This is a genomic window from Burkholderia sp. 28_3 (genome assembly GCF_003253915.1).
Taxonomy (GTDB): Bacteria; Pseudomonadota; Gammaproteobacteria; order Burkholderiales; family Burkholderiaceae; genus Burkholderia; species Burkholderia cenocepacia.
Genome location: NZ_QKZF01000045.1, coordinates 1 through 25,765 on the forward strand (window position 1 = coordinate 1; position 25,765 = coordinate 25,765).

Consider the following 25,765-nt stretch of genomic DNA (forward strand, 5'->3'; position numbering starts at 1 on the left):
AGCGATCACGATCAACCGAAACGGGTGATCACGATCATTCGGAATCCATGATCACGATCCGCCGAAATGCGTGATCACGTTCGCCGGAATACGCAGCTCCAAGCGCGTGCTCGGCGTTTGCGTCGAGGAAAAGAAGAGCTACTGCTGTTTCAATTCGTTGATCGCGAAGCTCGTCAACCAGCAGGGCAAGGCGCAACTCGGCATCCCGTTCGCAGGCTGCGGTGGCTTCACGGCCGACCAGCTGCAGCGTATCGATTTTTCGAGTATCGACTTTACCGAGTTCGTCAATTCGATCCAGTCCAAAGCCGTCGACGAGGACGCGATTCTGCAGCGCGTGCGGCAATCGATCGGAAGCGGCAAAGGGGTATCCCAATGAAGCGCCTCGTCTCCGCAGCGTTTACTACTGCGATTTTTGCGCTGCCGGCCGCCGCCTTCGCCGGCAGCTACGACGACTTCAGTGCAGTTCTCATCGACGCGATTGATCACGGGTCAGCGTTTGGCGCGCTGCGTGGACCCGTTGCGGGTTCACTCGTCACCAAGCTGCACGCCAACGGTCCGGTCTACGTCACGGCTCGCTCGATCGGCGACTTGCCGCGGCCTGGCTGCAAGCGTCTGGATGTGCTGTTCGACGTCCGCGGCATCCAGACCGAGGCGGGCGAAACCAGCGGGCGTCTGGACGTGAAGATGAACTACTGCCGCGATCGAATTCCGCCGATTGGCTTGGCGCCGGCGGCGCCGGCGCAACCTGCAGGAGATACACCGTGACGCGGGGCCGCCCACTGGTTGCAGATTTCAAAACCCTCACTACCCAGGAGCGTTGATCATGTCCATCGAAAGCCTGTTTCCCCCTTCGCGTGTCCGCTCGAACTGGCGCTATGCGCTACTCGCCAGCCTGCCCTGCTACGTGCGGCGATTCCTCTTCGCTTTCGTCATTGTGCCGGCGGCCGTCCCCGTCGTCGCGCTCGCAATACTGAATCATGGGTCTTTCACGGGTATGGCAACGACCGTGCTCGAACAGGCGGCTGGAAGCGGTACGAATCCGGACACGATCCGACTGCGGACATGCACCGATACGGCGGCTCGCCACGCGCCGTCGGCCGCCATTTGTATGCACTGGCGCACTGACGACGTGCCGATCACGACGCTCGCCCCTCAGGTTGGTCACGGCTTGTTCGTCGCGTGGCTCGTTGCTGTCGTCGTCATGCTTGCGACGGATCTCGGCGTTTCCCCGCCCTCGCCTATCGGACTGCGCAGACGTCTCGACTCGATCGGACGGCCGCGTGCCGAACTTAGTCGTGCAATCCGCGAAGGAGAGGTGAAGTGAGACTGCAGATTACGATCACCAGTATGCGCGCCGCGCCGGCGCCCGACTTGCCGAGCCATCTCTTTGCTGGTGCCGCCAGTGACCGCGCGACCTTCCGGGTAACGCACGGCGCCGCGCCGTCGCGCGAAGCCATTTCCGTGTTGCTCGAGGACGCCGGCTTTGAAGTCGACGCGCAGCGGAGCCGGCCATGAGCGCATTCCGTGGATTCCGGCTCGCGGTAGCGGTCCTGCTTCCTGCAGCGCTGCTGGTGCCGCCGTTTGCGGACGCAGACGGGTTGGACTACAAGTCCGCCTGGAGCTGCGACGGGCAAGAGAAATTCAACTGGTACTGCGATGACGACAAGCCCGCGGCGCCCGCGGGTGCGAGCGCGGCCAAACCGGTCGATTCCGACGACTTCGATCAGATCAAGTCGGCCGACGAGATGCGCGAGGCACTGAAGCACCGACTCGACGTCGCAAACATGGACCCGACGCCCGAGCACATCAAGGAGTACATCAAGCTTTGGGAGTACGTCCAGCAAAAGAGCGCTGTCTTCGCCGATCAATGGCGCCGAGTCGTATGGCAGAACCCGAGCCTCGATTACTCGCTCAAGCGTCCGACCAACAACGTCGCTGTCCATACCTATGACCGGACCCGGGATTCCGACCAGGACGGGCAACTGCGTGCACTCGCGCAGAAGCACGGCCTGATTTTCTTCTTCCGCTCGGACTGCCCGTACTGCCATGCGATGGCCCCGACGATTGTGCTGCTCGCGCAGCGCTATGGCATCGACGTGCTGCCGGTCTCTCTGGACGGTCGGGGTATTGGCGAGTTTCCGAACCCGACGCCTGACCACGGTCAGGCGTCGGTCTGGGGTGTGCAGCAGGTGCCCGCCCTCTTCATTGCGTCCAAAGAGACCGGCGACCACGCAATGATCGGCTCGGGAACGATGTCCCTCCAGGACATCATCGACCGCATTTTCGTTCTCACTGCCTCGCAGCCCGGGGAGCTTTTCTGATGAAACCGACACGCTGGTTTGCCGTACTGACGGCTGCAGTGGTTGCCATCGCCCCGGTGTGTGCGCAGGCGATGTCGATGCAGCAGGTCTTCGACTCAATCAACGCCATGGGCAACGTATCGAGCCCTCGGGCGTTGCAGGGCGAGACGATGGATATGTACAGCGGCGGCAGTGTGTTCATGCGCACGCCACACAAGACTTACCAGCTCGCGAGCGTCACCGCCCCGGAATGGGGTGCGGGTTGCGGCGGGATTGACCTGTTTGCCGGCGGGTTCAGCTTCATCAATAAGGAGCAGTTTGTTGCGCTGCTGCGCAACATCGGCTCGAACGCCTTGGGCTACGCATTCAAGCTTGCCCTGCAGAACCTCTGCCCGACCTGCGACAACGTCATGCAGTCGTTGCAGACCATCGCCCGCGACGTCAACCGGATGAACATCGACTCGTGCCAGGCCGCTGAGGGCATCGTCAATGCGGTGACGCCTGTTGCATGGAAAAAAGAGCAGGCGAACCTGGCCGACACGCTCGGGCCATTCACGAACCTGTATTCGGATATGACGGATGCCTGGACAAATACCGGAAACAGCTCGGCGCAAGCGGCGCAGACGATCAATACGGCCACTGCATCGGATTCCAATCTCGCGGCCAAGCAGCCGTACGGCAATGTGACGTGGCAGGCGCTGCAGCAGCTGCCGGACCTGAGCACGTCGGATCGCGAATTCCTCATGTCGCTGGTGGGGACGGTCATTTTTCCCGACCCGTCGGATTCGGGCGGCACGGAGGTGAATCCTGTATTCCTGCCGCGAATCGGCAGCCTCACGGTGCAGGAGTTGGTCGGTAACGATCCTGCTGCGAACAGTGGCACCACGATTCAGGTGTACGTGTGTGACGAGACGACGAAGTGCCTGAATCCGTCAGTTCAGGAAATTGGATACACCCCCTTCCGTACGCTCGTACAGCAAAAGCTGCAGGTAATCACGGATGCGATCGCATCGCGCTCCGCGATCCCGAACCCGGCGGACACGTTTCGGTTCCTGAGCATGACGGACCTGCCGGTCTACAAAATGATCGCGGTCGGCACGCGTCTGAACAATTCGTCTCTGGCTGACCAGTTGTTGAGTACCTACCAGTCGCTGATCGCTGCCAAGTACGCCGAAGCGTATATCCACGGATCCGCTGAAGATCTTCGCCGGGCAATCGCGCGTTACGGCACCGTGAAATCCAGCACGTCGCTGCTCGACGAGGCCACGAAGCTCAATACCAACATTGACACGGTCGAATCGGAAGCACGCAGCGCAGTGATGCAAGCCTTCAGCCAGACGTCGAACGCGTGGCAACTGGTCGAGCAACTCCAATCGATCGAGCGCGCCGTGCACGCGAATGTGTCGTCCTCGCTTCGGAACTCGTTGGCCTTTGGCCAGACGTTGAACGGCGGGGGGACTCAATGAACATGGAAATCGACACCTATGGGAACGTCGATACCTTGTACTACGTCATGCAGGGTATCGCGTCTTTCATGGGTAGCGGAACCTGGACAGGTCTCATCCGTTACACGTTGTTGAGCGGCGTCGTAATCTGGACGATCGTCGCGATCGGCCGGAAAGGCTATGAGATCTTCCGGTGGTTCGCCGCCGCGATGCTGATGACGCAGCTGCTGTTGCTACCGGTCGAGAACGTGTTCATCACGGACGTCAACAACGTGCAGCCGACTCGGGAGGTGGATCACGTCCCCGCCTATCTCGCCGCGGTTGCCCAGAGCTTCACGCTCATCTCTCGCGTGCTGACACAGTCGTACGAAACGATCTTTTCGGTGCCGGATACGCTGACCCTGAAAAAGGGGGATGTGGGTTTCGGCATCTCCGTGCTGCAGAAGGTGAACAAGGCTGAAATCACCGATCCGGGGCTGCACGCTGACCTTATCCAGTTCTTCAAGGAGTGCACGGTCTACGACATCCAGGACGGCGCGATTGATCCGAAGACGATCATGAACGGCACCGACCCCTTCAATACCGTGTTCACGTCGACGAGCCCTGCCCGATATGTGACGACGAACACCCTCACCGCGAACCCTACGACGGACACCTGTTCCGCGACCGGCACTTTGTTGCTGCTGCGCGTACAGGACGCTGAGCAAGCGGCCGAGCAGATGTATGGCAGCGAGATGTATCCGGAGATCGCCGACCCCTCCATGGCGAAGGCGGAATTCGTCAACGCGATTGGAGATTCGTACGGCTTCATCCTCCAGTCGTCGCAGAACGCGTCGTCGGCGCTACGACAGGCAATGTTCAACAACGTATGGCGCCAGGCGGGAGCGGAGCTGCCCGCGATGCTGAACGATCCGGCGCGCGTGGCCGAGGTCAATGCGTTGATGAGTTCTGCCCAGGCTGCAGTGGCGACGAACGGCTCACTCGCCTCCATGGCGATTCTCGCCAAGAACACGCTGCCGACCGTTCGCAACTATGCCGAAGCGATCATCTATGCGGTTTTCCCGCTCATTCTGGTGCTCTGCCTGATCAGCGGCGCGGATGGGGCCAAACGAATCCTCGCGATGTACGCCAAGACGGTGGCATGGGTGTCTGTCTGGCCGATGCTCTTCGCGGTCATCAACGGGCTGTCGCTGATTCACCTGAGCCATGAGATGCGCTCGATGTCGCTGCAGGCCGGCGTGCCGTTCGGCATGGCGGCGAAGTTCGGACAGACGTTGCTCGACGAGCAGGCGCTGCTTGGATACATGGTGATTATTACGCCTCCCCTTGCGTGGCTGTTGCTGAACTTCGCATCGGCCGGCGTTGTCGGTGCGTTCTCTCAACTGAGCGGCGCGTTGACCGGCTCTGCTCAACAGATCGGTGGTCAACAGGCGCAAGGCGACGAAAACATCGGCAACGTGCACATGGATTCGTCGTCGATCGATAACGCGTCGCGCAACGTGACCTCGGCGAACAAGTACGACAACACTGTGCAGTCGCGCACCGGGTCGATGAACGTCGATACCGGGACCGGCTCGGCCTTCACGAACTTTGCCAATGGCCTGATCGCTCGCACCGAGTTTCAGAACAGCCTCGGCGTTTCGGCCACGTCCCAGGACGCATTTGAGCGGTCGCTCGGCACCGACACCTCGACGGGTGTCGCGGCAAACCGCACGAATTCCACGTTCGCTGGGCGGGAGCAGCTTGCGTCCAGCACGAACAGTGTCTCGAGCAGCCAGGAGCGTGGAAGCTCACAGCGCCTGTCCGACGATTCCAGTTCGGGTACGCGGGCCTCGTCTAGCCAAACAGGTGAGCGGCGGACCGCACATGATCAGCAATATGCGATAGATCAGTCGCACTCCGTCGACGGTACAACTTCTGCAGGAGCCAAAGGTTCGATCATGCTTGGTGGCGGCTTTGCCAAGTCGTTTGGCGAGGATGGGGCGCCGTCCGGCAACGCCGGCGGTGGAGGCGGCGGCTCAGCCGGTGGTAGCGGGCGTGGGCCTTCCGGCAATGGTCGGCAAGGAAGCAGCAATCCGGTCTCGAACTCGCCTCTTTTTAACCAAGCAGAAGAAGACAAACTCGCTCGTAAGGCCGAGTCACTTGGAAAATCGCCGAACGAAGTTCAAGCGATTCGGGATGCGTATCGATTGAAGGTGCGGGCTGCGGATTATGCAAATGGCGGTGGCACGGGGAAAGGGCAGTCGAGTCTGAAGTTTGGTCTCGATGTTTCGGGCGAAGGTGGATATACGAAGTCTTGGCGGAATTCTGACGCACAAAAATTCGTCGATCAAAACAGTAGTTTGGCCGCCTACACCGAGAGCGATAACGTCTCTCACGAAGGCTCGCAGATGCACAATGACTCCACCGGAATGGAGTCCGGGCAGCACGTTCGCCGCGACCGGTCGGCGTCTCTGACGGACCAGGTTTCGTCCGGCTCTCGCGTTGCAGCGGATCTCACTCGCAGCGCAGACGTGCGCCAGCGCGGATCGACGCAAGTGGTTTCGCGCGTAGATACCTCGACCAACCTGATGACGCCTGAGAACCTGCAGGCGGTCGCTGCGCGCAACGGTATCCGATACAGCCAGCTGATGACGTTGCCGTCCCCGCAGATCGCTCAGCTGGTCGCCCAAGATGCAGCGATGCGCGACATCGTTTCGCGCAACTCGACGTTGCCGACCACGGCTCGTGATGGGTCTACTCTCCCTGCGAGCGGCATCGACGTCGTTCGCCAGGACCAACGCAACCAGTCCGGCGTTGGTGCAAGTGCCCCCGCGTCGTTCCAGCGTTTTGCAGGTGCGGTTGGACCAGTGGATACGACACCCCTGGATGTTGCGACGCCGATGCCCCAAATCGTGACCGACGCACAGCACCGTGTGGATGTTACGCAGCAACGGGTCGCGAGCGAGTCCGCCGCGCCGATCAAGCAGGTGCGTGACCACGTCGATCCGTCGGCCGACAACAAGCCGCTCATGACGCCCGAGCGGGCGCCGGGCCGCTTGCTTTCCTCTCCGCCCGCGGCGCCGTCAGCTTCCGATAGCAAGGGGCCCCTGTCGGCATGGGTGAACTCGATTCAGCCGAGCGGGCCGGCTGGAACAACGTCCACCTCGGCACCAATTGAAAACTTCCTACATCCGCGAACTACGGGAAATGGCCCGACTCTTGAAGCCGCTCGAGCGACGGAAACCGGCACGGGCTCGCCCGCGACTCAACCGCGTCTGTCCGAATCTGACTTCAGGATCGTGACTCTGCCGGCCGGCAATGATCACATGTCACATCGGCAGAGTGATCGTCGAGTGCCCGATGCTCCTGACGGGACATACAGCCGGCCGTCTCCGGAGCTACCCAGCCCTGATCAAGAAGCTGTAGCGCGGCCCGTCGGCTCGATACGGGGTCGCCGGGTGGTTGACGATGGAAGTCGGGGAAGTAGCTTGCCGACCGCATCAATGAAGCGTAGCGGCGGGGTCTCAGTCATGGCTCCTGGAACGACGGCTGGCAACCCTGGTTCACGAATCGACAACGTCAAACCAGCTAACTCTGGTCAGGAGCAGGCTACGCCGGCGCCTATCGCGCCTGAACCAGCTGGCCGGAGAAGTTCGCCGTCCGGTGGCATCGGCCTCGCAAGCGTCGGGTCAGAAGTCGGTGGCGTCGACAGAAAGGTGCAGATCGGTCGCGCGCCAGGCGGGTCATCTGCTGCAGGGGATGCCTTGCCATCGACACCCTCGCAATACCTCGATGCCGCAACCGTCGGAGCCGACGCATCTGCTCCGCACGACGACTCGGCGGTAAGCGGCGCGGCCACTTCCCCGAGCGTTTTGGCTTCGGCGAGTCGACTAGGACGCGGTTCTGCAGATGACGCACGTGGAGTCAAGTCGCTCCCGAGCGCGGGCGTTGCAAACGATGATCCCGACAACCAATGAAAAAGGGGCCTTGCGGCCCCGGACGGTAATTCCCCAATCAATGACGCCAATCGCTATGACTCATCTGATTTCTTTGGTCTCTCCAAAACCAATCGTTCGAGAGGTCGCTGCTTGCATTGTTGCTCGAACGAGCGGTGTTCCAGCCGTCATCATAGTGCGCGCCGGTCATGATGAGATGGCCCAGCTTGACTGCAACGCCCAATTGGGCGAACACGCCGAAGATGCAGGAAAAGAGAGCGCCAAAAGCCAAAATGGTAAAGGGCAGCTGCATTACCGTAATCACGATGGCCGCAACCAGGAGCGTGGTCAGATAGCCCCACATGATTTTCCGGTAAATCAATCGGCCACTGCGCGAGGCGATAAACGATGTGAAAACCGAGAAAATCGCTGCTGCCATTATCGCCATGAAATTCGCAAGCACATAGTCCATGATGAGCGCCCCCGTACGCAATTAGTATCGACGTTACGCCTGATTTCTCGTACTGGCAAGTTAATCCTTGATGACGTAATTCGTCGTGGTGTCAATTCATTTGCGTCTTTAATTAGCGCGATCTCGACGGTGAGTCGAGTGCGTCTGGTCGCGCTCACGTTTTCTGCCCTGCTTCTTGCTGCTTGCGCCTCGGTGCACAGCTACGACGCCTGCGCCCGCTCCTATTCAGCGGATGGCCACGCCTCCCACGTCGGGAGGTCGGCATGAAGTTTCTCCTCTTCCTCGCGATCACGGCCGGTGTCGGCTACTACGTGCTGCATGACGGGCCGACGCCGGATCTCGGCAATTTGTCGTCGTCCGTTGGGCATTTTGCGAGCTCTCTGAAGCACCCAGCCGACAACGCCTCACATTCTGAAAGCGCAGGCTCTGGCGACCACGCCTCCGTCCAATTCGCGACTTCACCCGACGGCCAGGCCGAGGCGCTCGTGCTGAGCGTGATCGACAGCGCGCAGTCGGAGCTCGACGTCGCCGCTTACGAGCTCACCAATCGTCGCATCGTTACCCATCTGATCGAGCGCGCCCGCGCTGGTGTCCAGGTCCGTGTCGTCCTCGACCGCTCCCAGCTTGACGGCCGCGGCTCGAAGCTCGCGGATCTCGTCGCGGCCGGAATACCGGTTCGCATCGACATGGCCGTACCGCTCATGCACGACAAGTTCATCGTCGCTGATAGCGATACGACCCAGACAGGCTCGATGAACTACACGCAGGCCGGTGCCAATCACAACGCTGAAAACGTCCTCGTCATCTGGCATCACGCCACGGTCGCCGCAGCCGTGCGCGCCGCGTGGGCGCGCCTATGGAATGAATCGAAGCCTTACCCAGGTGTTTGACCCGGCAATCACGCGCGTAAGCCGAACTTTTTAATGGAGAACACGATGCCTCATGTCGATTTCGAAGTCGCCTGCCAGACGATCGGGCAGCTGATCGCCCACTATGTCGCCGTCATCGCTGAAGAGGAGTCGCGCAGCGAGCCGGATGCGGAGTGCATCGCTATAGCCGACGCGGAACGCAAGACTCTGGTTGCCGCTCGCGATGCGCTGCATCCGGATGATGCGGCTGCGATCGCTCGTGCGCTGGACATCTACGGCCTGCGTGTCCGTCGCTTGAACATCGGTCACGCCTGATTCCGGAGCCCATCATGGACACTATTCCGGATGTCGTGATGCAGCGCGCGTATGCGCGAGTGGAGCGCGAGGCGATTGACGGCAGCCGCGAGCAAGCCGAGCCGAAGGCGATCCTCATCGGTGGCCAACCCGGTGCCGGCAAGACGGCCATTGCGCGTCAGGCGATGGGCGAACTCAACGAGCGCGGTGGTGCCGTTTTGATCGACGCCGATCGCATGAGGGAGAACCTGCCGCAGTACAGCCGGCTTCTTCGCGAGGATCCGCAACATGCAGCCGACCTGACGCATGCCGATGCTGGCCGGTGGGCGGGCCGGCTAACCACGGCCGCATCCGACGTGCGCCGTGATCTTGTGGTCGACGGCACGATGCGTAACCCCGATAGCCTGCGCAATCTGGCGCGGCGGCTCAAGGACCGCGGTTACACGCTGGAGGTTCGGGGCGTGGCCATGCCAGCGGACGTGTCGCTTACGCGTGCGCAGATGCGTACCGAGCGCGAAATCGCGACGACGGGCGTGGGACGGGTGGTCAATCGCGAGCAGCACGACCAGGCGTATGCCGGCATGGTGGAAACGGTCGCATTGCTCGAGCGTGAGAAGGCAGTGGATCGAATCCTGATCGTCGATCGGCATCACCGCGAGATATACCGCAACGAACTGCATCAGGGTGAATGGCGCGAGCCGCAAGCGGCCGCGGCGTCGATCGTGCATGAGCGCGAGCGTCCGATGACCCGCGACGAGATAGCCCATCACGTTCAAATGCTCGATGACATTCGTGACGCTCGTACAGGCCGAGGCGCGCCGGCGCCGGAGATTGCCGACATCTCGCTGCGTCGTGAGCAGGCGCTACGCGTCCCGGAGAGGGATGCGCAAGCACGGGTCAACGGAGCGTCTGCGGATGCGCGGCCGGCACCGGAGCGCGGCTTGCGCGACGTCCTCCGGTCGATGACGCGTGACGTGCCGAACGTCGGTGGCCACTTCCCCGATCCGGTCGCCGAGGAAATCGCTGCGTCGCGCCATCTGCCCGCCCTCGAGGCCAGGCTTCGCTCGCACGGGATGACTCACCTGACACCGCTGGACGCCGGCGCGTCGTCGGTCGTGCTGGCGGCCGACGACAAGCATGTGGTGCGGCTCGGAACCGGCGATCTTGCCGTTCGGCCAAAAATTCCCGAGGTCTTGCAGCCGGTGGCGAGCGGCACCGAAGGCAATCTGCGATACGAAATCATGCCCCGCGCCGATATGCGAGGCGTGACATCGGCCGACGTCGCGCGCACGGCCGACGCGCTTCGTCAGCGCGGATACCACTGGAGCGATCAGGGCGTCGACAATCTGGGCATCGTGGACGGTCGTGTGGTCGTCGTCGATCCGGGTGGCATAGAGCCGGTACGCGAACGGGCCATTCTGCCGTCTGCACGCCAACCGGATCAGCCAAAGACGGAGGTCGAAGTCGATACGGCGCGCGCGCCGCGCCGGCGTACCGTTGACCACGCGCGCGACGCGGAGCGCGGCCGCGCGTTCGACACGCTGGGCCGTGACCAGGCGCTCGCCCTCTTCCCCGAGCTCGACGCGGCCTACCACCACCTCGAAACGCGGACCTCGATCAGCACGGTTCCCCACAGCGAAATCGAACGCGCCAACCTGTCCGAACAGATCCATCGGGGCCAGCTACCCGAGGGTGACGTGCCGGACGATGTTTCGCGCCGGGCGATCGGCCTGGCCGGCGATTACCACAACCTGATTCTGCGCGATGCGCAGCAGTTGGAGCGCCACTACCGCGGTGAGGTGCTCGCCAACTCGACGCACCACTCGCTGGTCAAGATCGGTCAGACCGTTGGCATCGTCTATCCGCGCGATCGTCTGTCCCGCGATGTCGAGGTCGGCGAGCAGATCGCGATTCAGTATTCGCCGGACAGCGCGCTGCACCAGGTCAGGGAGCGCGATCACGAAGCGGAACGCGCAGACCGATCACACGACCACCAGCTTTCTATCGAGCGATAGGGGCCGCCATGTCTATTTTCAATCGCCCCCGACGTGTGCGTCCCGTTCCGCATTTTACGCGGCTCTATCTGGCCGAACGTCGACACATTCGCCGTCGGCTGTGGACCAGTCCGAGACTGCTGCGTATCGAAGCCGATTGGGCGACGCGTTACGTCGTGCAGTGGCTCGCACTGTGCTGGTTGGCATGGGCACCGGCGTTGTTGCTCTGGTGGCGGCTGATCTCCAACGGATTCCACCTCGACTACCCGATCGTCGTCGAGCCGCGCGCTTCGCTGCCGATGTACGTGTTCGCCGGCCTCGTCGCTTCGCTTTTCTACGCGTGGTGGCGACCGTACATCAGCTACGTCGAGCTGCAGGTCAGGCGCCACATGGACGACTGGTATCGCACTGTATGTGAAGCGGCGCGATCCGGCCGCCTGTATTAGGCCAGCAACGAATCACCGCCATTTTTGACTGTTGATCACACCAAGGGGAAGACCATGAAATTCACGAAGAACACGCTCCTGATCGTCGCGTTGTCGGCCACTGCGTTACTTGCCGGTTGCGCCACCACTGGCAACGAGCACCTCGAATCCGCGACGCAATCAAGCGTTCAGGCCCAAATCCAGCAGGGCAAGAGCACGAAGCAGGACGTTCAGGATGCTTTCGGTTCACCGAACAAGACCACATTCACCGATTCGGGTCTCGAGATCTGGACATACGAGCTGGCGCACGCCACGCCGCACGCTATCAACTTCGTCCCGATCGTCGGTGCGTTTGCACATGGCGCTGACGTGCGGAAGAAGACGTTGACAGTGCTGTTCGACGACAGCGGGGTCGTCAAGAAATACACGTTTGCCGAGACCACCGACGTGGCCAAGGGAGGCATCGGCCAGTAGCGCCTGCCTGATCGCAATTTAGTGGCGGGAAGGTGCTGTTCCTTACCTTGCGCCTTCCCTTTGACGCCAGCCGGCTTGCCGGCTGGTCTTTTTCCCCGATCTCGCGTTTCTGTAGAGGCACCCGCAATGAATCGATATCGCGCATCTTCCATCGAGCGCCGGCGAGCTGCAGCCTCGATCGCCTGGCCAAAAGGCACGTTGATCCTGACCAACACGGATCCCTCTGCCCAACGCACGCTGAAGGGCGCGGCGGTCGCGCTTGCGGCGGCGGCTTGCCTGTTTTCCATCACTTGCACAAACGGGCCCTTGCAGTCCTGGGCTCGCTCGCGCGAGCACTTCGACATGCGACCTGCGATGGAGGCCGCCCTGAAAGCCGGAAGTCGTTCCGCCGGTACATGGCTTGCCGTTCATTTCAATCGCGACTATCCGGGCTTGCTCCAGGCCGAGTCAGACGCTGGCGAACCGACAGCGATGTACCTGGTTGCTCGCATGCACCTGCAAAAGCACGCGGGTTTCGGCCACACCACGGCGGCGACCGATTCGGATCAGGAAATCGGCATGCAACTCATGCGTCGAGCCGCGGCGGCAGGCGGTCAGGACGCCCTGCGCTATCTGGTCAGTGGGTCTGCGAACTGAACACCACGATGGAATTGGACAAATACGCGGCATGTAAAGGAGAAAGCCGTATGCATACGCGTCCCCTTCACCCCCCCGTTCATCGTCGACATGTGCGAATCATGCTTGGCGTGTTGGCGCTCGTTACCTGGTTACTGATTGCGCCTATTGCTTACCTTGATGCGCTCGGATTCTGGAATAGCACGGAGCCCGTGTTCATCGCCGCGTTTGTTACGGCGCTACTGTTCTTGGCGGCTGTACGTTCGACGTGCACTCGACGTGGAACGTGGAGCGCACTACGTCGTGCGCAACGCGGTTTGCACCGTTTCGGCATGTGTGTCTATTTCATTTGCATGCTGTTGATGATCGTGATCGTCGGGAACTTCGATTCGTCGGCGGCCGGGTTGGCGGAATCGGCTTTCGACTTGTGTTTCGACGGAATGGTTGCCGGCGCAACGTTGTACTTCTGGAGCCTACTGGCGCTGCCGGTCTTATATATTCTCGCCCGCACTGAATCGGCGTGGAAGCAGCGAGGTGCGCGATGACCGCTCGAACTCGCGTTCTGCACCGTTTAGTCGTGGCCGTGTCGCTGGCGTTGCTTGCGTGGATCGTTGGCGGTGTCCTCGCTCGCCAGGCACACGCGCAGGAGTTTCTGTCGCCCGAGCAAGCGTTCCGCGTTCGCATGACCGAAGAACGTGGCGCTGTCGTCCTCCATTTTGCGATCGCTGACGGTTACCGACTTTACGGCGACCGCTTCCGGGTCGCGAGTGATGACGGCCGCGCGCACCTCGGTTCAATTCAGCACCGCGCCGGCAAGGTCGTCGCTGATCCGAGTGCTGGGCGTCCGGTTGAGGTGTTCGAGCGAGAAGTGACGTTGCGTGTGCCGGTCAATGCTCGCGAGATGTTCGGCCTCACGGTGACCTATCAAGGCTGTGCAATCAACCAGATCTGCTATCCGCCGATGCAGCGGACCTTTCCGGTGATTGCTGCTGCACTGCTGTCGCAGTCGGAGGCGTCGCGATGACGGCCGTCCTTTCTCCCTTCTCGCGTGCCCAGTACGCCTATGCGGTCTGTACGACAGACCCCGGTTCGCCAAAGTGGTTCAGCCACCTCCATGCCGCTCGGCACCACGCGATAGCACCCGCTCGCGCATGCGTCGGCATCCACGATGGGGAATTCCCGCCCCTGACTGCCGATATCCCGATGCTGCGCGACGCCTTCGAGGGTGCCGTGCTTGAGATTCACCAAAGGCAGCGCCGTCAGATCGATGGCGATGTTGCCGAAAGAAACCCCCTCTGTTCCCGGAATCTTGGCGGAGGACAGGAACAGAGGGCTCCAGGTCCTGCGCGAGCGCAGGCGTAAACGTCCCGTAGACCGGGCACTCGTTGTTAAGCGGGGATTGTAATGAAATTTTCGAAACGCCCTACACCAAGCGGTTTATCGATCGCGATCGCCGCGGCGATCGCATCGATGGCTGGTCCAGTGCATGCTCAGACGTCCGGAGACGGTGCGCTTTCAGATGGGAATGGTGCCGTTGCCTCTGGCGATTATTCCGTTGCGATCGGCACGGCGGTTACCTCTGCCGGGCCGCGCTCGTTGAGCTTTGGTTACGCGTCGACGGCGGCCGGAGCCGATTCGATCGTGCTCGGGACGTCCAGCACCGCGCAGACGAATGCGGTAGCGGTCGGCAATACGACGGCGGCCGGTACGAATGCAACGGCAATGGGTTCCGCCGCCACTGCCGCGGGCAATGGTTCCGTCGCGATCGGAACCGGCGCCGTCGCGAACAATTCGCAGGATGTCGCAATCGGATCGGGATCCACGACCGGCGCCGCGCACCCGCTTAGTAGCTTCGTTATTGCTGGTGAGAACTACTCGGTGGCGGGATCAACGTCCAACGGGGTGGTGAGTTTCGGTGCGCCGCAAAGTCCGAGGCAACTGACTAATGTTGCCGCCGGCGCCGTTAGTGCAACAAGTCTCGACGCCGTCAACGGATCCGAGCTCTATCACATGGGACAGGCAGTTGGGAGTCTCTCAACGTCGACGAGTCAGTCCGTGACGTCGCTGTCGACTGCGACCGCCAACAATGCCACGGGAGTTGCCGCCGTCTCTTCCGGACTCGCTACGCTGTCAACCACCGCCTCACAATCTTTGTCGTCGCTATCGACAGGGCTCTCGAGCAACACGGCCAACGTCACGAGCCTGTCGAGCAGTGCAGCCTCAAGCGTAGGTTCGCTCTCAACCAGCGTGGCCGGCGCCGGTACGGCGTTGGCCAGCTTGTCGACCGGTATTGCGCAGTCAGCCACGTCGCTGTCAACGGGCCTGGCAAGCAACACGGCCAGCATCACGAGTCTGTCGAGCAGTACGGCATCAGGCTTTGGTTCGCTCTCAACTGGGCTGTCCGACGTCGGCACGACGGTCGCGAGCTTGTCGACGAGCACGGTTGCAGGGTTCTCGTCACTGTCGACGTCGACCGCTCAAACGGTCAGCAGCCTGTCAACCGGCGCGGCCAGTGCGATCGGTTCGTTATCGACCGGGACCGCACAGGCTGTCACGTCGCTGTCGACGGGCTTCGCCAGCAACACGGCCAACATCACGAGTCTGTCGAGCAGTACGGCATCAGGCTTTGGTTCGCTCTCAACTGGGCTGTCCGACGTCGGCACGACGGTCGCGAGCTTGTCGACGGGCACGGCTGCAGGGTTCGTGTCGCTCTCGACGTCGACCGCACAAACGATCGGAAGTCTGTCGACGAGCACGGCCAGCGCGATTGCGACGTTGTCGACTACGACAAGCCGATCGATCTCGTCTCTTTCGACTGGCCTGGCCGGCGACGGCGCGACACTCTCGGCAATGCAGTCCGCTTTGGCTGCAGGGACCGTTGGTCTGGTTCAGCAAGCAGGCGGTGCCGGCACGGGCGCGATCACAATCGGCGCCAGTACCGGCGGTACGGTGCTCAACGTCGCCGGCAACGCGGGCGCGCGGCAGGTCAAGGGTGTGGCCGCAGGCACAGACGCTACCGATGCGGTCGACCTGCAGCAGCTGCAGAGCGTGGCGGCTCAGACAGGCGCAATCGGCTCGAGCGCGGTCGTCTACGACGATGTGTCCCACACGAGCATCACCTTTGGTGCGGTGGGTGTGCCAGTCACTTTGACCAACCTCGCGGACGGCTCCGTGAACGCCGGCAGCACGGACGCGGTCAACGGCCGGCAACTCTATGCCGCGCAGCAGGCGACGAATGCCAACAGTGGTGCGATCGCCGCACTGTCTACTTCAACGCAGGCGGTCACGTCGTCGCTTTCGACGGGCGCGGTTAATAGTGCGGCCTTGTTCGGAAGCTTTTCATCCAGCACGGCTGCCACTTTCTCGCTCCTGTCGACTGGCTTGTCCGCGACCAACGAAAGTGTGTCGTCTCTCACGTCGAGCCTGGTGGCCGGAACCGTCGGGTTGGTCCAGCAGACCGGCGGGACCGGCAGTGGCCGGATCATGGTCGGGGCCAACACCGGCGGTACGGCCCTCGACGTGGCCGGCACATCTGGACCGCGTCAGGTCGAGGGCGTTGCCGCGGGCATCGACGGCACCGATGCGGTCAACCTGCAGCAGCTGCAGAGCGTGGCAGGCCAGACGGGCGCAATCGGCGCGAGCGCAGTTAGCTATGACGGCGCGTCGCATACCCGCGTCACGCTCGGTGCATCAGGGTCGCCTGTGACCCTGACCAACCTCGCGGACGCCTCGTTGAACGCGAGCAGCACCGACGCTGTCACGGGTCGGCAGCTCTATGCTGCCCAGCAGGCGACGAACGCAAACGTCGGCGCGATCGCTGCCCTGTCCACGTCAACGCTGGCGGCAGCGTCCTCGCTTTCCACGGGCATCGCCAGCAACGTCGTCTCGATCGCGAGCCTGTCGACCAGCACGACCACGGCGCTTTCTTCTCTCTCGACCGGCGTCTCCCATGGCCTGGCGTCGCTGTCGACCGGCTTGTCCTCGGCCAACGCCGGCATATCAGCCCTCGCGTCCAGTCTTGCGGTCGGGACTGTCGGGCTGGTGCAGCAGTCCGGCGGCGCCAGCACCGGCACGATTACGGTCGGCGCCGGCACCGGCGGCATCGCGCTCGACGTCGGCGGAACTGCGGGCGCGCGCCAGATCAAGGGCGTAGCCGCCGGCACAAACGCCACCGACGCGGTCAACCTGCAGCAACTGCAGGGCGTAACGGCGGCTGTGGGCGCCGTCGGCGACGGCGCAGTCTCCTATGATGACTCGACGCATTCGCGCGTCACGCTCGGCGCCCCCGGCGTCGGATCGCCCGTCGTGCTCACCAACGTCGCAGACGCGGCACTGACGGCCACCAGCACGGACGCCGTGTCTGGTCGGCAGCTTTACACCGCCAACCAGGCGATCAGCGCCAACGCGGTCTCGATCGCAATGCTGTCGACGTCGACTGGCCTCGCCGTGTCGTCGTTGTCCACCGGCGTCGCCAACGGCGGGGCGACGCTGGCCGCGCTGCAATCGGGACTGGCGGCCGGTACGATTGGCCTGGTGCAGCAAGCCAGCGGTTCCAGCACGGGCACGATCACGGTCGGCGCCAGCACCGGCGGTACGGCGTTTGACATCGCCGGCACTGCCGGCGCGCGCCAGGTCAAGGGCGTAGCTGCCGGCACTGACGCCACCGATGCGGTCAACCTCCAGCAGCTGCAGGGCGTGGCATCTCAGGCCAGCGCGCTCGGCGCGAGCGCGGTCGCCTACGACGACGCCTCGCATACGCGGGTCACATTCGGCACGGCAGGCGCGCCCGTCGCCCTAACCAACGTCGCTGATGCGGCCTTGACGGCGAACAGCACCGACGCGGTCTCGGGACGTCAACTCTATGCGACGAACCAGAGCGTCTCCGCCCTGGCTGGCCAGCTCGCTACGGGTACCGTCGGACTCGTGCAACAACGCGGCGGCTCGAGTGCCGGCGCGATTACGATCGGTGCCGGCACAGGCGGCACCAACATCGACGTCAGCGGCCTGGCTGGCGCGCGCCGCGTCTCTGGTGTGGCAGCGGGTGTGAACGTCACCGACGCGGTCAATGTCGGCCAGTTGAACCAGGTTATCGGTACGGTCAATACGATCGCCGGTAACGCACTGTCTTACGACGATCTCACGAAGCTCAGCGTGACGCTTGGAGGGCTCGGAGCCGGGGTGGCCGTCACCATCCATAACCTGGCGCCCGGCGCGTTATCAGCAACCAGCGCGGATGCGGTCAACGGGGCTCAGCTCTTTGCCACGAATGCGAACGTCGCCGCCAATACCAGCGCGATCGATGTACTTTCTGCCCGACTTGGCGCGATCCTTCCGTCGAGGTTCAGCCAGAGCCTCCCCGAGCCCGGCCAGGGCAGCCTCAAATATGCTGCGTTCAACAGCACCGGCGCCGGTTCAGTTGCAACCGGCACGGATGCGACGGCTATCGGCAGCAATGCGGTGGCCACCGGCGATCGCAGTGTTGCACTCGGCGTGGGTGCCGTTGCCCAAGGCAGCGGCTCGATCGCGGTCGGCAGCGGTGCGAGCACAACTGGCGCCAATGCCGTGGCGCTGGGCGCCGGTTCAGTGGCCGATCGCGACGATTCGGTGTCGATCGGCAACTCGGCGACCGGTACGACGCGAACACTGACCAATGTCTCGGCCGGAACGGCCCCGACCGATGCCGTCAACGTCCAGCAGCTGAACGACACGGTGACGAACCTGAGCAACCGCATCGAACACGACCGACGTGACGCCAATGGCGGCATCGCCGCGGCTGTCGCGATCGCCAGTCTGCCCCAGGCGCCGGCGCCGGGAAAGAGCATGGTGGCCATCGGGGGCGGGACGTACGGCGGGCAGTCCGCCATGGCGCTCGGCATTTCAACGTATGCCGGCCACTGGATTCTGAAGGCGAACGGCTCGACCGATACGCGCGGCACCGTGGCCGCCGGTGTAGGTGCGGGATTCGTCTGGTAACCAAGGAGATCACCATGAATTCGAAACTTCCTGCTGGACCGGACGTGGTGACAGGCATCGGTCTGCGCAATCCTGAGGTGCCGATTGCTTTCGAGCGCGCGCTGCAGGCTCGCGTCGACTACGCGATGGCGATCTGCACGACCGATGAGGGATCCGAAGCGCGGAACGCACTCCTGAAACGGGCACGCTATGGGGCGAGCGATCTCGGCCGAGATCTTGTCCTGGTCGGTGCCGACGATCTCAGTTGTTCGCCGTTGCTCGCCGACGTGCCCGTGTTGCGAGACGCATTCGAAAGTGCCGTCGACTGGGCGCAGGTCGACCAGGCCAACGCCGAGGCTGAACTGGCGGAGGCCTTGGCTGAAGCCGAGAACGAGCTGGCGCGAGAGAAGGCGGCCGACGAGCGACGTGCCAACACGAAGGCGGCAATCGAAGCCGGCGATTGGCCGGCGCTGGATCTCCCAACGCCCGACGCCTTCGTGCAGGCGCTGGCCGCGGGCAAATCGGTCGACGTCGACGGGCACTGTTTCGACTTCGTCAGCGGCGAAGGTCTGTGGTGTACGAATCCGTATGGCGTCGATGCCTATTTCGGAGACGCCATACCGTCGGTCACCTACGCCCGTGAACTGCTCGGTGCGATTGCGCTCGGCACCGTATTCGGCGACGTCCCGCCTGACAGCGATTGAGCTACCCCATCCACATACCGGAGCTTCCCATGCCCGATCAGGTGTTTCGAAGTGGCAAACCCGTGACAGCACACAGCATCGTGTCGGCCGCGATCGCTGGCGACATGACGGCCGACGAGGCCGTGGAACTCGTCCAGTTGCTGATTGAGGCCCGCGCGCGCGGCCTAGATGTCCGAGAGGCCGATCCCCGCTCTGCCAAAGCGCCCTTGAGGGGCTCGGCCAAGCGCTCAGCCGCCGTTTAAACCAGGAGATCTGGCATGCAGAACTTTGAATTAGACGGGTTGGAATACGAGGCGGGAAGCAATAGTTTCCTCGCGAAACTGCCAGCTGCGCACGAGGCAAAGACACGTCCGCTCTGCCTGTGCTCGACCCCACCGATTCCGATGTACATCGCACGTTTCGAGGGGCGGTATCAGGTCAAGCGTATGCCCGGTACCGGCGCGAAGCACAAGCTCGGCTGCGACTCGTACGAAACCCCGCCCGGCCTGAGCGGTTACGGCGATGTAGAGGGGTCGGCCATCGTCGAGGATCCGGAATCCGGAGAGGTCACCCTCAAGTTCGGTTTCGCGTTGGCGAAAGGTGCCTCGCGGGAGATGCCGGAGCCCTCTGGCGATGAGCCTGACAGCATCAAGACGGATGGCAAGAAGCTGACCTTGCGGGGTTTGCTGCACTACCTCTGGGAACAGGCCGGCCTGAATCGCTGGTCGCCGGCCATGGCCGGCAAGCGGAACTGGTCTGTGGTCCGCAAATATCTGCTGTTGGCCGTCGCGGGCAAGAATGCGAAGAAGATGAGCCTCGAGGACATGCTGTACGTCCCTGAGATGTTCGTCGGCGACCAGAAGGACCGCATCGCCCAGCGACGCACCGAGCATCTCGCCCGGATTTCTGTTTCCGAATCCGGGAAGCCGCACTTCGTGCTGGTGATCGGTGAGCTCAAGGAAATCGCGACCGCTCGCTTTGGCTTCAAGCTGGTCATCAAGCATCTACCCGACTATGGCCTGATGGTCGACGAGAAGACCAAGAAGCGGATCGAGAAGGTCTTCGCGTCCGAGCTCGAGATCTGGGCGGCAACGGAAGGCACCCACCTCATGGTCATCGCCACCGCGAGCCTGTCAGCGGCCGGTATCGCCACCGTCCAGGAGGTGTCGATGATGCTGGCCAACGAATCGTGGATCCCGTTCGAATCGCTCGCCGATAACGCGCTTCTGAAGGCCTTGGCCACCCGTCGTTACCAGAAGTGCCTGCGCTACAACCAGACCGCTAAGCATCCAATCGCCACGGCGTTATTGACTGACGCCGAGCGCGGTACGGCGCTCTATGTTGTGCCGGCCGACGTGTCGTCCGGCTACCAGTCCGAGCTAGACACGCTTATCGCGGAGTCGGAACTGGATTCATGGATCTGGCGGCCGGGGACCGAAGTGATGCCCCCGCTTCCCCTGACCGCCTTCGACGCGGCGCGGAAGGCCCAACGGCAACCGCGGCCGCTCGCATCGGCAGCGGCCACGAATGCCCTAGCGGTACCGGGCTCCGCGATTGCGCGCGAGCTCGAAAACAGAACGCGCACGGTGGTTAAGGCGCCCGAAACGGAACCGGATCCGACTCCGCTGTTCGCCGAACCACCGGTCGTCGATGAGCCGCCCCCGAGGTTCGATGATCAACCGCCCTATACCGATGAGGATCGACCGGCGAATTGGTTGTGAGTGCAACTGGTCATGGAATCGCCTAGTTCCGCTGGACTGAAAGCGATTCTTTTGGAATGTTGTGTAGCGCTAACGAATACGGAGGACTGGATAGGCCAGTCAAAAAAAACGCCCCGATTGCACTCGGGGCGCGACCAAGATGACGTACGACAGGGACCTTCGGCGTCGCAGGCGTCAAACCAGAAAGTTCGGATTCTAGAACAGAAGCGTGCCCTGTCAAGCGTCATCTATGTGACAGCAACTTAACGAATCAGCACATCAGATGATGATCCAGAACAACATTGGCCGTATTGTCGGTGAGGCATTGAAAACAGATGCAACGGCGCTGCCGCTCCGCCCCGTGGTAGCGGCTGGCGGCGATCCGGATATCCAAAATTCGAGGGTATCGGGTACGGACTGAACCAGCTCATGACTCGGCTGATTCCCGGTACGTCGCCGAATCTGGCGCACGCCCCGATGAATCCGACCTGTCCGGCCGCCAGCGACGACTGGATGGCCGCGCCTACGCACGCCCCCCGTCGACGCGCGTCGCTGCCCGAGCGCGTTTGGCCGGCGGATATTCCGTGTCCGGCGCCGGCGAACAGCCCCCGGCTGCTGCGCGAGTTGAAGTTGCGCCTCGGCCGATATCTCGAAACGCCGCAGGCCTGGTTGCCGGCCCTGAACGCTGCCAATGGAAGCCGCCGCCAGCAGCGCAGCGAGCGCCGTATAGCGTGCGTGCAACTGGTGCGAGCGCTCGTCAAATTTTGTGATGTCTCGACGTTGCGTATTGCAGTGCCGGCGCAGAGCGGCTGGGTGGATTTCACCCTGCCCTACCTGGCCGAGCAGGCGGGTCTCTCGGTGCGCCGTGCCGAGCGCGCGCTGCGCGACCTGGTCACCGCACGGCTGGTGAAAAGCCGGCCGCAGTGCGAGGTGGCGGTCGGCGACGAAGGGCCGCGCTATCGTGGGCTTGCCGCCATTCGCTACGTGACGCCTGCACTATTCGAACAATTCGGCCTGGGCAAGTGGCTGCGCCATGAGCGCACTCGCGCCCACCTACGTGCGCAGCGCCGGCGTAATGCCGCGCGCAAGTCCGAGCGGAAGGCCCATGCCAGTGCCGGCCAGCTGCGCACGCTGCTCACCGACAAACTGGCCGCTGCTCAGGCCAAGGCCGTCGCTCGGAGCACGCGCTCCGACGACGATCGTCGTGCCGATCTCGAGCGCGCGATCATGATCCGCGCCGGCGAACTCAAAGATATCTACCCGGACTGGGACCGCGACCGGTGTTTCCGGGTCGCGCATAACCAGCTCGCCCCACCCGCCTAGCGTACAAACGGTTTCCTCCTATCTATCGCTACCGCGAGGATGGCGCTTGCGCGGATCCGCCGTCGTGCCGTCTTCTGCCGGTATTTGGTGTCTCATTCGCTGGTTTTCGGCCTGGATTCTGACGCCGTGTCGCCGCCTAGCCGTTCGCAACTGTGGATAAGTGCATTTAACTGTCGGGACGGCTCGCCGTTAAGTGTCGGGGCTTAGTCAGAACCTATCTCTACCTATACCCCATATCGACCCGCGGCAATGCCGCGGTGTCACGCGGGCTTCGCCCGCTTGGCAGGAAACCCCCACGGGCTGCATGCGCTTTCCACCGGCAGGCCGTAAGCGCTACGGCGGCCGCTGGCCGCCGCACCGCTAACGGCGCGACAAAAGATTTCGGGGCGCGTCAAAGCCGCACCCCGAAATCAGCGCGCGCGCGTGCGCGCCCGACTGCCCGCAAGCACCATCGACTATCCTCGGCAGCTTAGCTTTCAGAGAGGGGGGGTATCTTAATACGCAACTAACGGTCAAATGGATCGCCCCCACCAAAATTTTCCCTGCCGCTCCACACCCCCATGTCTACAAGAACGGGGCCGCCCCCAACCCGAGTGGAATCCTCACAATTCTGTTCAGCCCGTGCCTGAGCGCGATACTCTGTCGGAAGAGCAATGGTTATGGGAGGCGACGATGTGCTACTCGGCCAAGATCCAGGCGAACTATCGAGAGTACGTTCGACGTTACGGCGCCGACATGGACATCGAGACGTTCCGGCGCATCTTCTTCGCGCGCGCATCCGGGGCTGACATCAAGATCCCGAAAGCTGTCGACGCCGCGTTCGCAGGTGTCGATGATGAGATCACTACCGCGATCGCCGCGTATCGAAACCAGCGAACACGCGAGCTGGAGACCGCTCTGTTCGAGCAACGCGCGCGGCTGGCCGCGGCCGAGAAAAAGCTCGCCGCGAAGATCACGAAGAAGGCCAGCGAGGACGTCCGAATCGCCACGAACAAGATCGATGCGGCAACGCGCGGGCTCGACGATCTTCGCCGGCAGGACCTGCAGGAGCGTGATTCGCGGATCTTCCCCGGCTGGTATGCGCCCGTGCTGATCGAACTCGACGGCAAGCGCCTGATCGTGCCGATGCGGTACCGCTGCCGTATTCCGGGCTGGACCGAGGCGGAAGAAAAACAGAAGCAGGGAAGCTACAACGCGCGTTTCGACTCGCTCGGCACCGCCTGGCGCAAGGTGTTTGGCTTCACGCACGGTATCGTGCTCGCCGACACGTTCTTCGAGCACGTCGACCGAGACGGGAAGGACGTCATCCTGCGTTTCGATCCGACACCACCGCAGCAGATGCAGCTCGCGTGCTTATGGACGTGCACCGAGATTCCCGGTGCCGACGACCTCTGGTCGTTTGCGGCGATCACCGACGATCCGCCGCCCGAAGTCGCGGCCGCAGGGCACGACAGGTGTGTGATTCCGCTGAAATCCTCGAACGTCGACGCCTGGCTCGCACCGGATCCAAGCCGGCGCGCGCAGTTGCGCGACATCCTCGCCGACCGCGAGCGGCCGTACTACGAGCACCAGCTCGCTGCGTAAACCCGGGGGTTGGAGGGACGGTTATCTCTGTCATATACTGTACAAACATACAGTATTTTGCGAACCGACCCCATGCACCCCGCTCTCGCCCATCCAGAAGCAATCCATCCGAGTTTATGGCGAGCCAGCCAACTGGCGCGCTCGAGCGTGCGCGGCGTCGACACGGGCCATCCGGAGTTGACGGCCGAACTGCCCGGCGGCGGATGGCCGCCCGGCGCGCTGATCGAACTGCTCGCGCCGCAGCCTGGAATCGGCGAACTCCGGCTGCTGGCGCCGGTGCTCGCGCGCGCGGCCGGCAAGCCGGTCATGCTGATCCAGCCGCCGCATGCGCTGCAACCGCTGGCGCTCGCGTATTGGGGTATCGATCCGTCCGGCTTCGTGATGCTGCCGGCACCGCGCTCGGCCGACGCGCTGTGGGCCGCCGAACAGGCGCTGCGTGCTGGCACGTGCGCCGCCGTGCTGCTCTGGCAGTCGCACGTGCGCGCGGACGCATTGCGGCGGCTCAATCTGGCCGCGCAGAGCGGCCAGGCGCTGTTCTACCTCTTCCGGCCGGCGGCCGCCGCGCGCGACGCGTCGCCGGCGCCATTGCGACTCGCGCTGGCACCCAAGCGCGACGGCGTCGACGTCACGTTCGTGAAGCGCCGCGGGCCTGCACGCGATACGCCGCTGTTCGTTCCCTTGTCCCCCTCGCCGATTCGTCGATTTCGAACATCAGCGTCGCGAAGAGGTCATGCAGTACATCTACCGCAAGTACGGCCGCGATCGCGCAGCGCTGACGGCCGCCGTCACGACGTACCGGCCGCGCAGCGCTTTGCGGGAGGCCGGCAAGGCGCTCGGCGTGGATCCGGCGATCGTCGAACGCGTTGCGAAGCAGCACCACTGGTTCGATTCGCGCGCGGATCTGCTGCAGCGGTTTGCCGAGGCTGGCCTCGACCCCGACGCGCCGCTGAATCAGCAGTGGGCCGCATTTGCCGCGCAGCTGCTCGGCTATCCACGACACCTGTCGCAGCACTCGGGCGGCTTCGTGATCAGCCGCGGCAAGCTCACGCGCCTTGTGCCAGTCCAGAACGCGAAGATGGTGGATCGCTCGATCATCCAGTGGGACAAGGACGACATCGAGGCGCTCGGCATTCTCAAAATCGACGTCCTGGCGCTCGGCATGCTATCGATGGTGCGCCGCGCGCTCGACATGATCTCGGAGAAGCGCGGCGAGACGTTCGAGTTGCAGGACATTCCGGCCGAAGACAAGGCGACCTACGACATGCTGTGCGACGGCGACAGCATGGGCGTGTTCCAGGTCGAATCGCGCGCGCAGATGTCGATGCTGCCGCGACTGCGGCCGCAGTGTTTCTACGACCTGGTGATCGAAGTCGCGATCGTACGGCCGGGCCCCGTGCAAGGCGGGATGGTGCATCCGTTTCTGCGCCGGCGCCAAGGGCTGGAGCCCGTCACGTTTCCATCTGAAGGCATGGAGAAGGCACTGGCGCGCACACTCGGCGTGCCGATCTTCCAGGAGCAGGTCATGCAGGTCGCGATGCTCGCGGCCGGCTTCTCCGCCGGCGAGGCCGACCAACTGCGCCGCGCGATGGCGGCATGGAAGCGCAAGGGTGGACTGGAGCCGTATGTCACGGGGCGGCGCTATGGAGCCAATGCGGGGTCGGCATAAGGGCGCCACTTGAGGGGCGGCACATAGGCGCCAGTCCAAGGGCGGCGTAATG

At 63.1% G+C, this 25,765-nt stretch carries 23 protein-coding genes and 2 pseudogenes; 24 read left to right on the forward strand and 1 reads right to left on the reverse strand.

Features of this window, described 5'->3' with window-relative positions:
• Window positions 1-70 precede the first annotated feature (70 nt).
• The 7 genes from traN to DFS13_RS38290 are packed head-to-tail and all read left to right on the forward strand — an operon-like array spanning window position 71 to window position 7,704.
• Entirely contained in the window at window positions 71-376 is a 306-nt protein-coding gene (traN, locus tag DFS13_RS38260) for a conjugal transfer protein TraN (protein WP_258400030.1), read from the forward strand.
• Entirely contained in the window at window positions 373-765 is a 393-nt protein-coding gene (locus DFS13_RS38265) for a hypothetical protein (protein ID WP_027811085.1), read from the forward strand. The genes traN and DFS13_RS38265 overlap by 4 nt, the downstream gene beginning before the upstream one ends.
• Before the next feature lie 58 nt (window positions 766-823).
• Complete coding sequence (locus DFS13_RS38270) at window positions 824-1,324, forward strand: hypothetical protein (protein WP_027814060.1); 501 nt, start codon at window positions 824-826, stop codon at window positions 1,322-1,324.
• Window positions 1,321-1,515 carry a hypothetical protein gene (locus tag DFS13_RS38275; RefSeq protein WP_027811087.1) on the forward strand — a complete coding sequence of 65 codons (195 nt, stop codon included), beginning with the start codon at window positions 1,321-1,323 and terminating at the stop codon, window positions 1,513-1,515. Before DFS13_RS38270 ends, DFS13_RS38275 begins: the two co-directional genes overlap by 4 nt.
• Entirely contained in the window at window positions 1,512-2,321 is an 810-nt protein-coding gene (locus DFS13_RS38280; protein ID WP_027811088.1) for a conjugal transfer protein TraF, read from the forward strand. Before DFS13_RS38275 ends, DFS13_RS38280 begins: the two co-directional genes overlap by 4 nt.
• On the forward strand, window positions 2,321-3,766 hold the full coding sequence (locus DFS13_RS38285) for a conjugal transfer protein TraH (protein ID WP_027811089.1): 1,446 nt from the start codon (window positions 2,321-2,323) through the stop codon (window positions 3,764-3,766). Before DFS13_RS38280 ends, DFS13_RS38285 begins: the two co-directional genes overlap by 1 nt.
• A gap of 2 nt (window positions 3,767-3,768) precedes the next feature.
• Window positions 3,769-7,704: a conjugal transfer protein TraG N-terminal domain-containing protein gene (locus DFS13_RS38290; protein ID WP_223274480.1), complete on the forward strand. Its 3,936-nt coding sequence runs from the start codon at window positions 3,769-3,771 to the stop codon at window positions 7,702-7,704.
• Window positions 7,705-7,741: 37 nt separating this feature from the next.
• On the opposite strand, the gene DFS13_RS38295 is transcribed toward DFS13_RS38290, so the two are convergent.
• Window positions 7,742-8,134 (reverse strand): hypothetical protein, encoded by a 393-nt coding sequence (locus tag DFS13_RS38295; RefSeq protein WP_027811091.1) that lies wholly within the window; start codon window positions 8,132-8,134, stop codon window positions 7,742-7,744.
• 263 nt (window positions 8,135-8,397) lie between these two features.
• Between DFS13_RS38295 and DFS13_RS38300 the strand changes: the two genes are divergently transcribed.
• The 17 genes and pseudogenes from DFS13_RS38300 to DFS13_RS38380 form a co-directional block, all read left to right on the forward strand.
• Window positions 8,398-9,024: a phospholipase D family protein gene (locus DFS13_RS38300; RefSeq protein WP_027811092.1), complete on the forward strand. Its 627-nt coding sequence runs from the start codon at window positions 8,398-8,400 to the stop codon at window positions 9,022-9,024.
• 33 nt (window positions 9,025-9,057) lie between these two features.
• Window positions 9,058-9,318, forward strand: coding sequence for a hypothetical protein (locus DFS13_RS38305; RefSeq protein WP_027811093.1), 261 nt, complete (start codon window positions 9,058-9,060; stop codon window positions 9,316-9,318).
• Window positions 9,319-9,332: 14 nt separating this feature from the next.
• On the forward strand, window positions 9,333-11,312 hold the full coding sequence (locus DFS13_RS38310) for a zeta toxin family protein (protein WP_027811094.1): 1,980 nt from the start codon (window positions 9,333-9,335) through the stop codon (window positions 11,310-11,312).
• Window positions 11,313-11,467: 155 nt separating this feature from the next.
• Complete coding sequence (locus tag DFS13_RS41060) at window positions 11,468-11,737, forward strand: hypothetical protein (protein ID WP_224755996.1); 270 nt, start codon at window positions 11,468-11,470, stop codon at window positions 11,735-11,737.
• 54 nt (window positions 11,738-11,791) lie between these two features.
• Complete coding sequence (bamE, locus tag DFS13_RS38320) at window positions 11,792-12,190, forward strand: outer membrane protein assembly factor BamE (RefSeq protein ID WP_027811096.1); 399 nt, start codon at window positions 11,792-11,794, stop codon at window positions 12,188-12,190.
• A gap of 126 nt (window positions 12,191-12,316) precedes the next feature.
• A complete protein-coding gene (locus tag DFS13_RS38325; protein ID WP_027811097.1) occupies window positions 12,317-12,826 on the forward strand; it encodes a hypothetical protein in 510 nt (169 codons plus the stop codon).
• Between the two features lie 50 nt (window positions 12,827-12,876).
• Window positions 12,877-13,350 carry a hypothetical protein gene (locus tag DFS13_RS40085; RefSeq protein ID WP_125380539.1) on the forward strand — a complete coding sequence of 158 codons (474 nt, stop codon included), beginning with the start codon at window positions 12,877-12,879 and terminating at the stop codon, window positions 13,348-13,350.
• Window positions 13,347-13,829, forward strand: coding sequence for a protein-disulfide reductase DsbD N-terminal domain-containing protein (locus tag DFS13_RS38335; protein ID WP_034175799.1), 483 nt, complete (start codon window positions 13,347-13,349; stop codon window positions 13,827-13,829). Before DFS13_RS40085 ends, DFS13_RS38335 begins: the two co-directional genes overlap by 4 nt.
• 380 nt (window positions 13,830-14,209) lie before the next feature.
• Window positions 14,210-18,778, forward strand: a complete 4,569-nt coding sequence (locus tag DFS13_RS38345) for a YadA-like family protein (protein WP_027811100.1) — start codon at window positions 14,210-14,212, stop codon at window positions 18,776-18,778.
• Window positions 18,779-18,792: 14 nt separating this feature from the next.
• A complete protein-coding gene (locus DFS13_RS38350; RefSeq protein WP_027811101.1) occupies window positions 18,793-19,461 on the forward strand; it encodes a hypothetical protein in 669 nt (222 codons plus the stop codon).
• A gap of 29 nt (window positions 19,462-19,490) precedes the next feature.
• Complete coding sequence (locus DFS13_RS38355) at window positions 19,491-19,703, forward strand: hypothetical protein (protein WP_034192229.1); 213 nt, start codon at window positions 19,491-19,493, stop codon at window positions 19,701-19,703.
• A gap of 15 nt (window positions 19,704-19,718) precedes the next feature.
• The gene (locus DFS13_RS38360) at window positions 19,719-21,161 is read left to right on the forward strand and encodes a DUF1173 domain-containing protein (RefSeq protein ID WP_027811103.1); all 1,443 of its coding nucleotides are present in this window, start codon (window positions 19,719-19,721) and stop codon (window positions 21,159-21,161) included.
• Window positions 21,162-21,423: 262 nt separating this feature from the next.
• On the forward strand, window positions 21,424-21,561 hold the full coding sequence (locus DFS13_RS40530; RefSeq protein ID WP_153260042.1) for a hypothetical protein: 138 nt from the start codon (window positions 21,424-21,426) through the stop codon (window positions 21,559-21,561).
• Between the two features lie 8 nt (window positions 21,562-21,569).
• Window positions 21,570-22,463 carry a hypothetical protein gene (locus DFS13_RS38365; RefSeq protein WP_027811104.1) on the forward strand — a complete coding sequence of 298 codons (894 nt, stop codon included), beginning with the start codon at window positions 21,570-21,572 and terminating at the stop codon, window positions 22,461-22,463.
• A 672-nt stretch (window positions 22,464-23,135) separates the two neighbouring features.
• Complete coding sequence (locus DFS13_RS38370; RefSeq protein WP_027811105.1) at window positions 23,136-24,047, forward strand: SOS response-associated peptidase family protein; 912 nt, start codon at window positions 23,136-23,138, stop codon at window positions 24,045-24,047.
• A 72-nt stretch (window positions 24,048-24,119) separates the two neighbouring features.
• Window positions 24,120-24,806, forward strand: a pseudogene (imuA, locus tag DFS13_RS38375) (translesion DNA synthesis-associated protein ImuA); the annotation flags it as partial.
• Window positions 24,730-25,671: pseudogene (locus DFS13_RS38380) on the forward strand (error-prone DNA polymerase); the annotation flags it as partial. The pseudogenes imuA and DFS13_RS38380, both read left to right, overlap by 77 nt.
• Window positions 25,672-25,765: the final 94 nt, after the last annotated feature.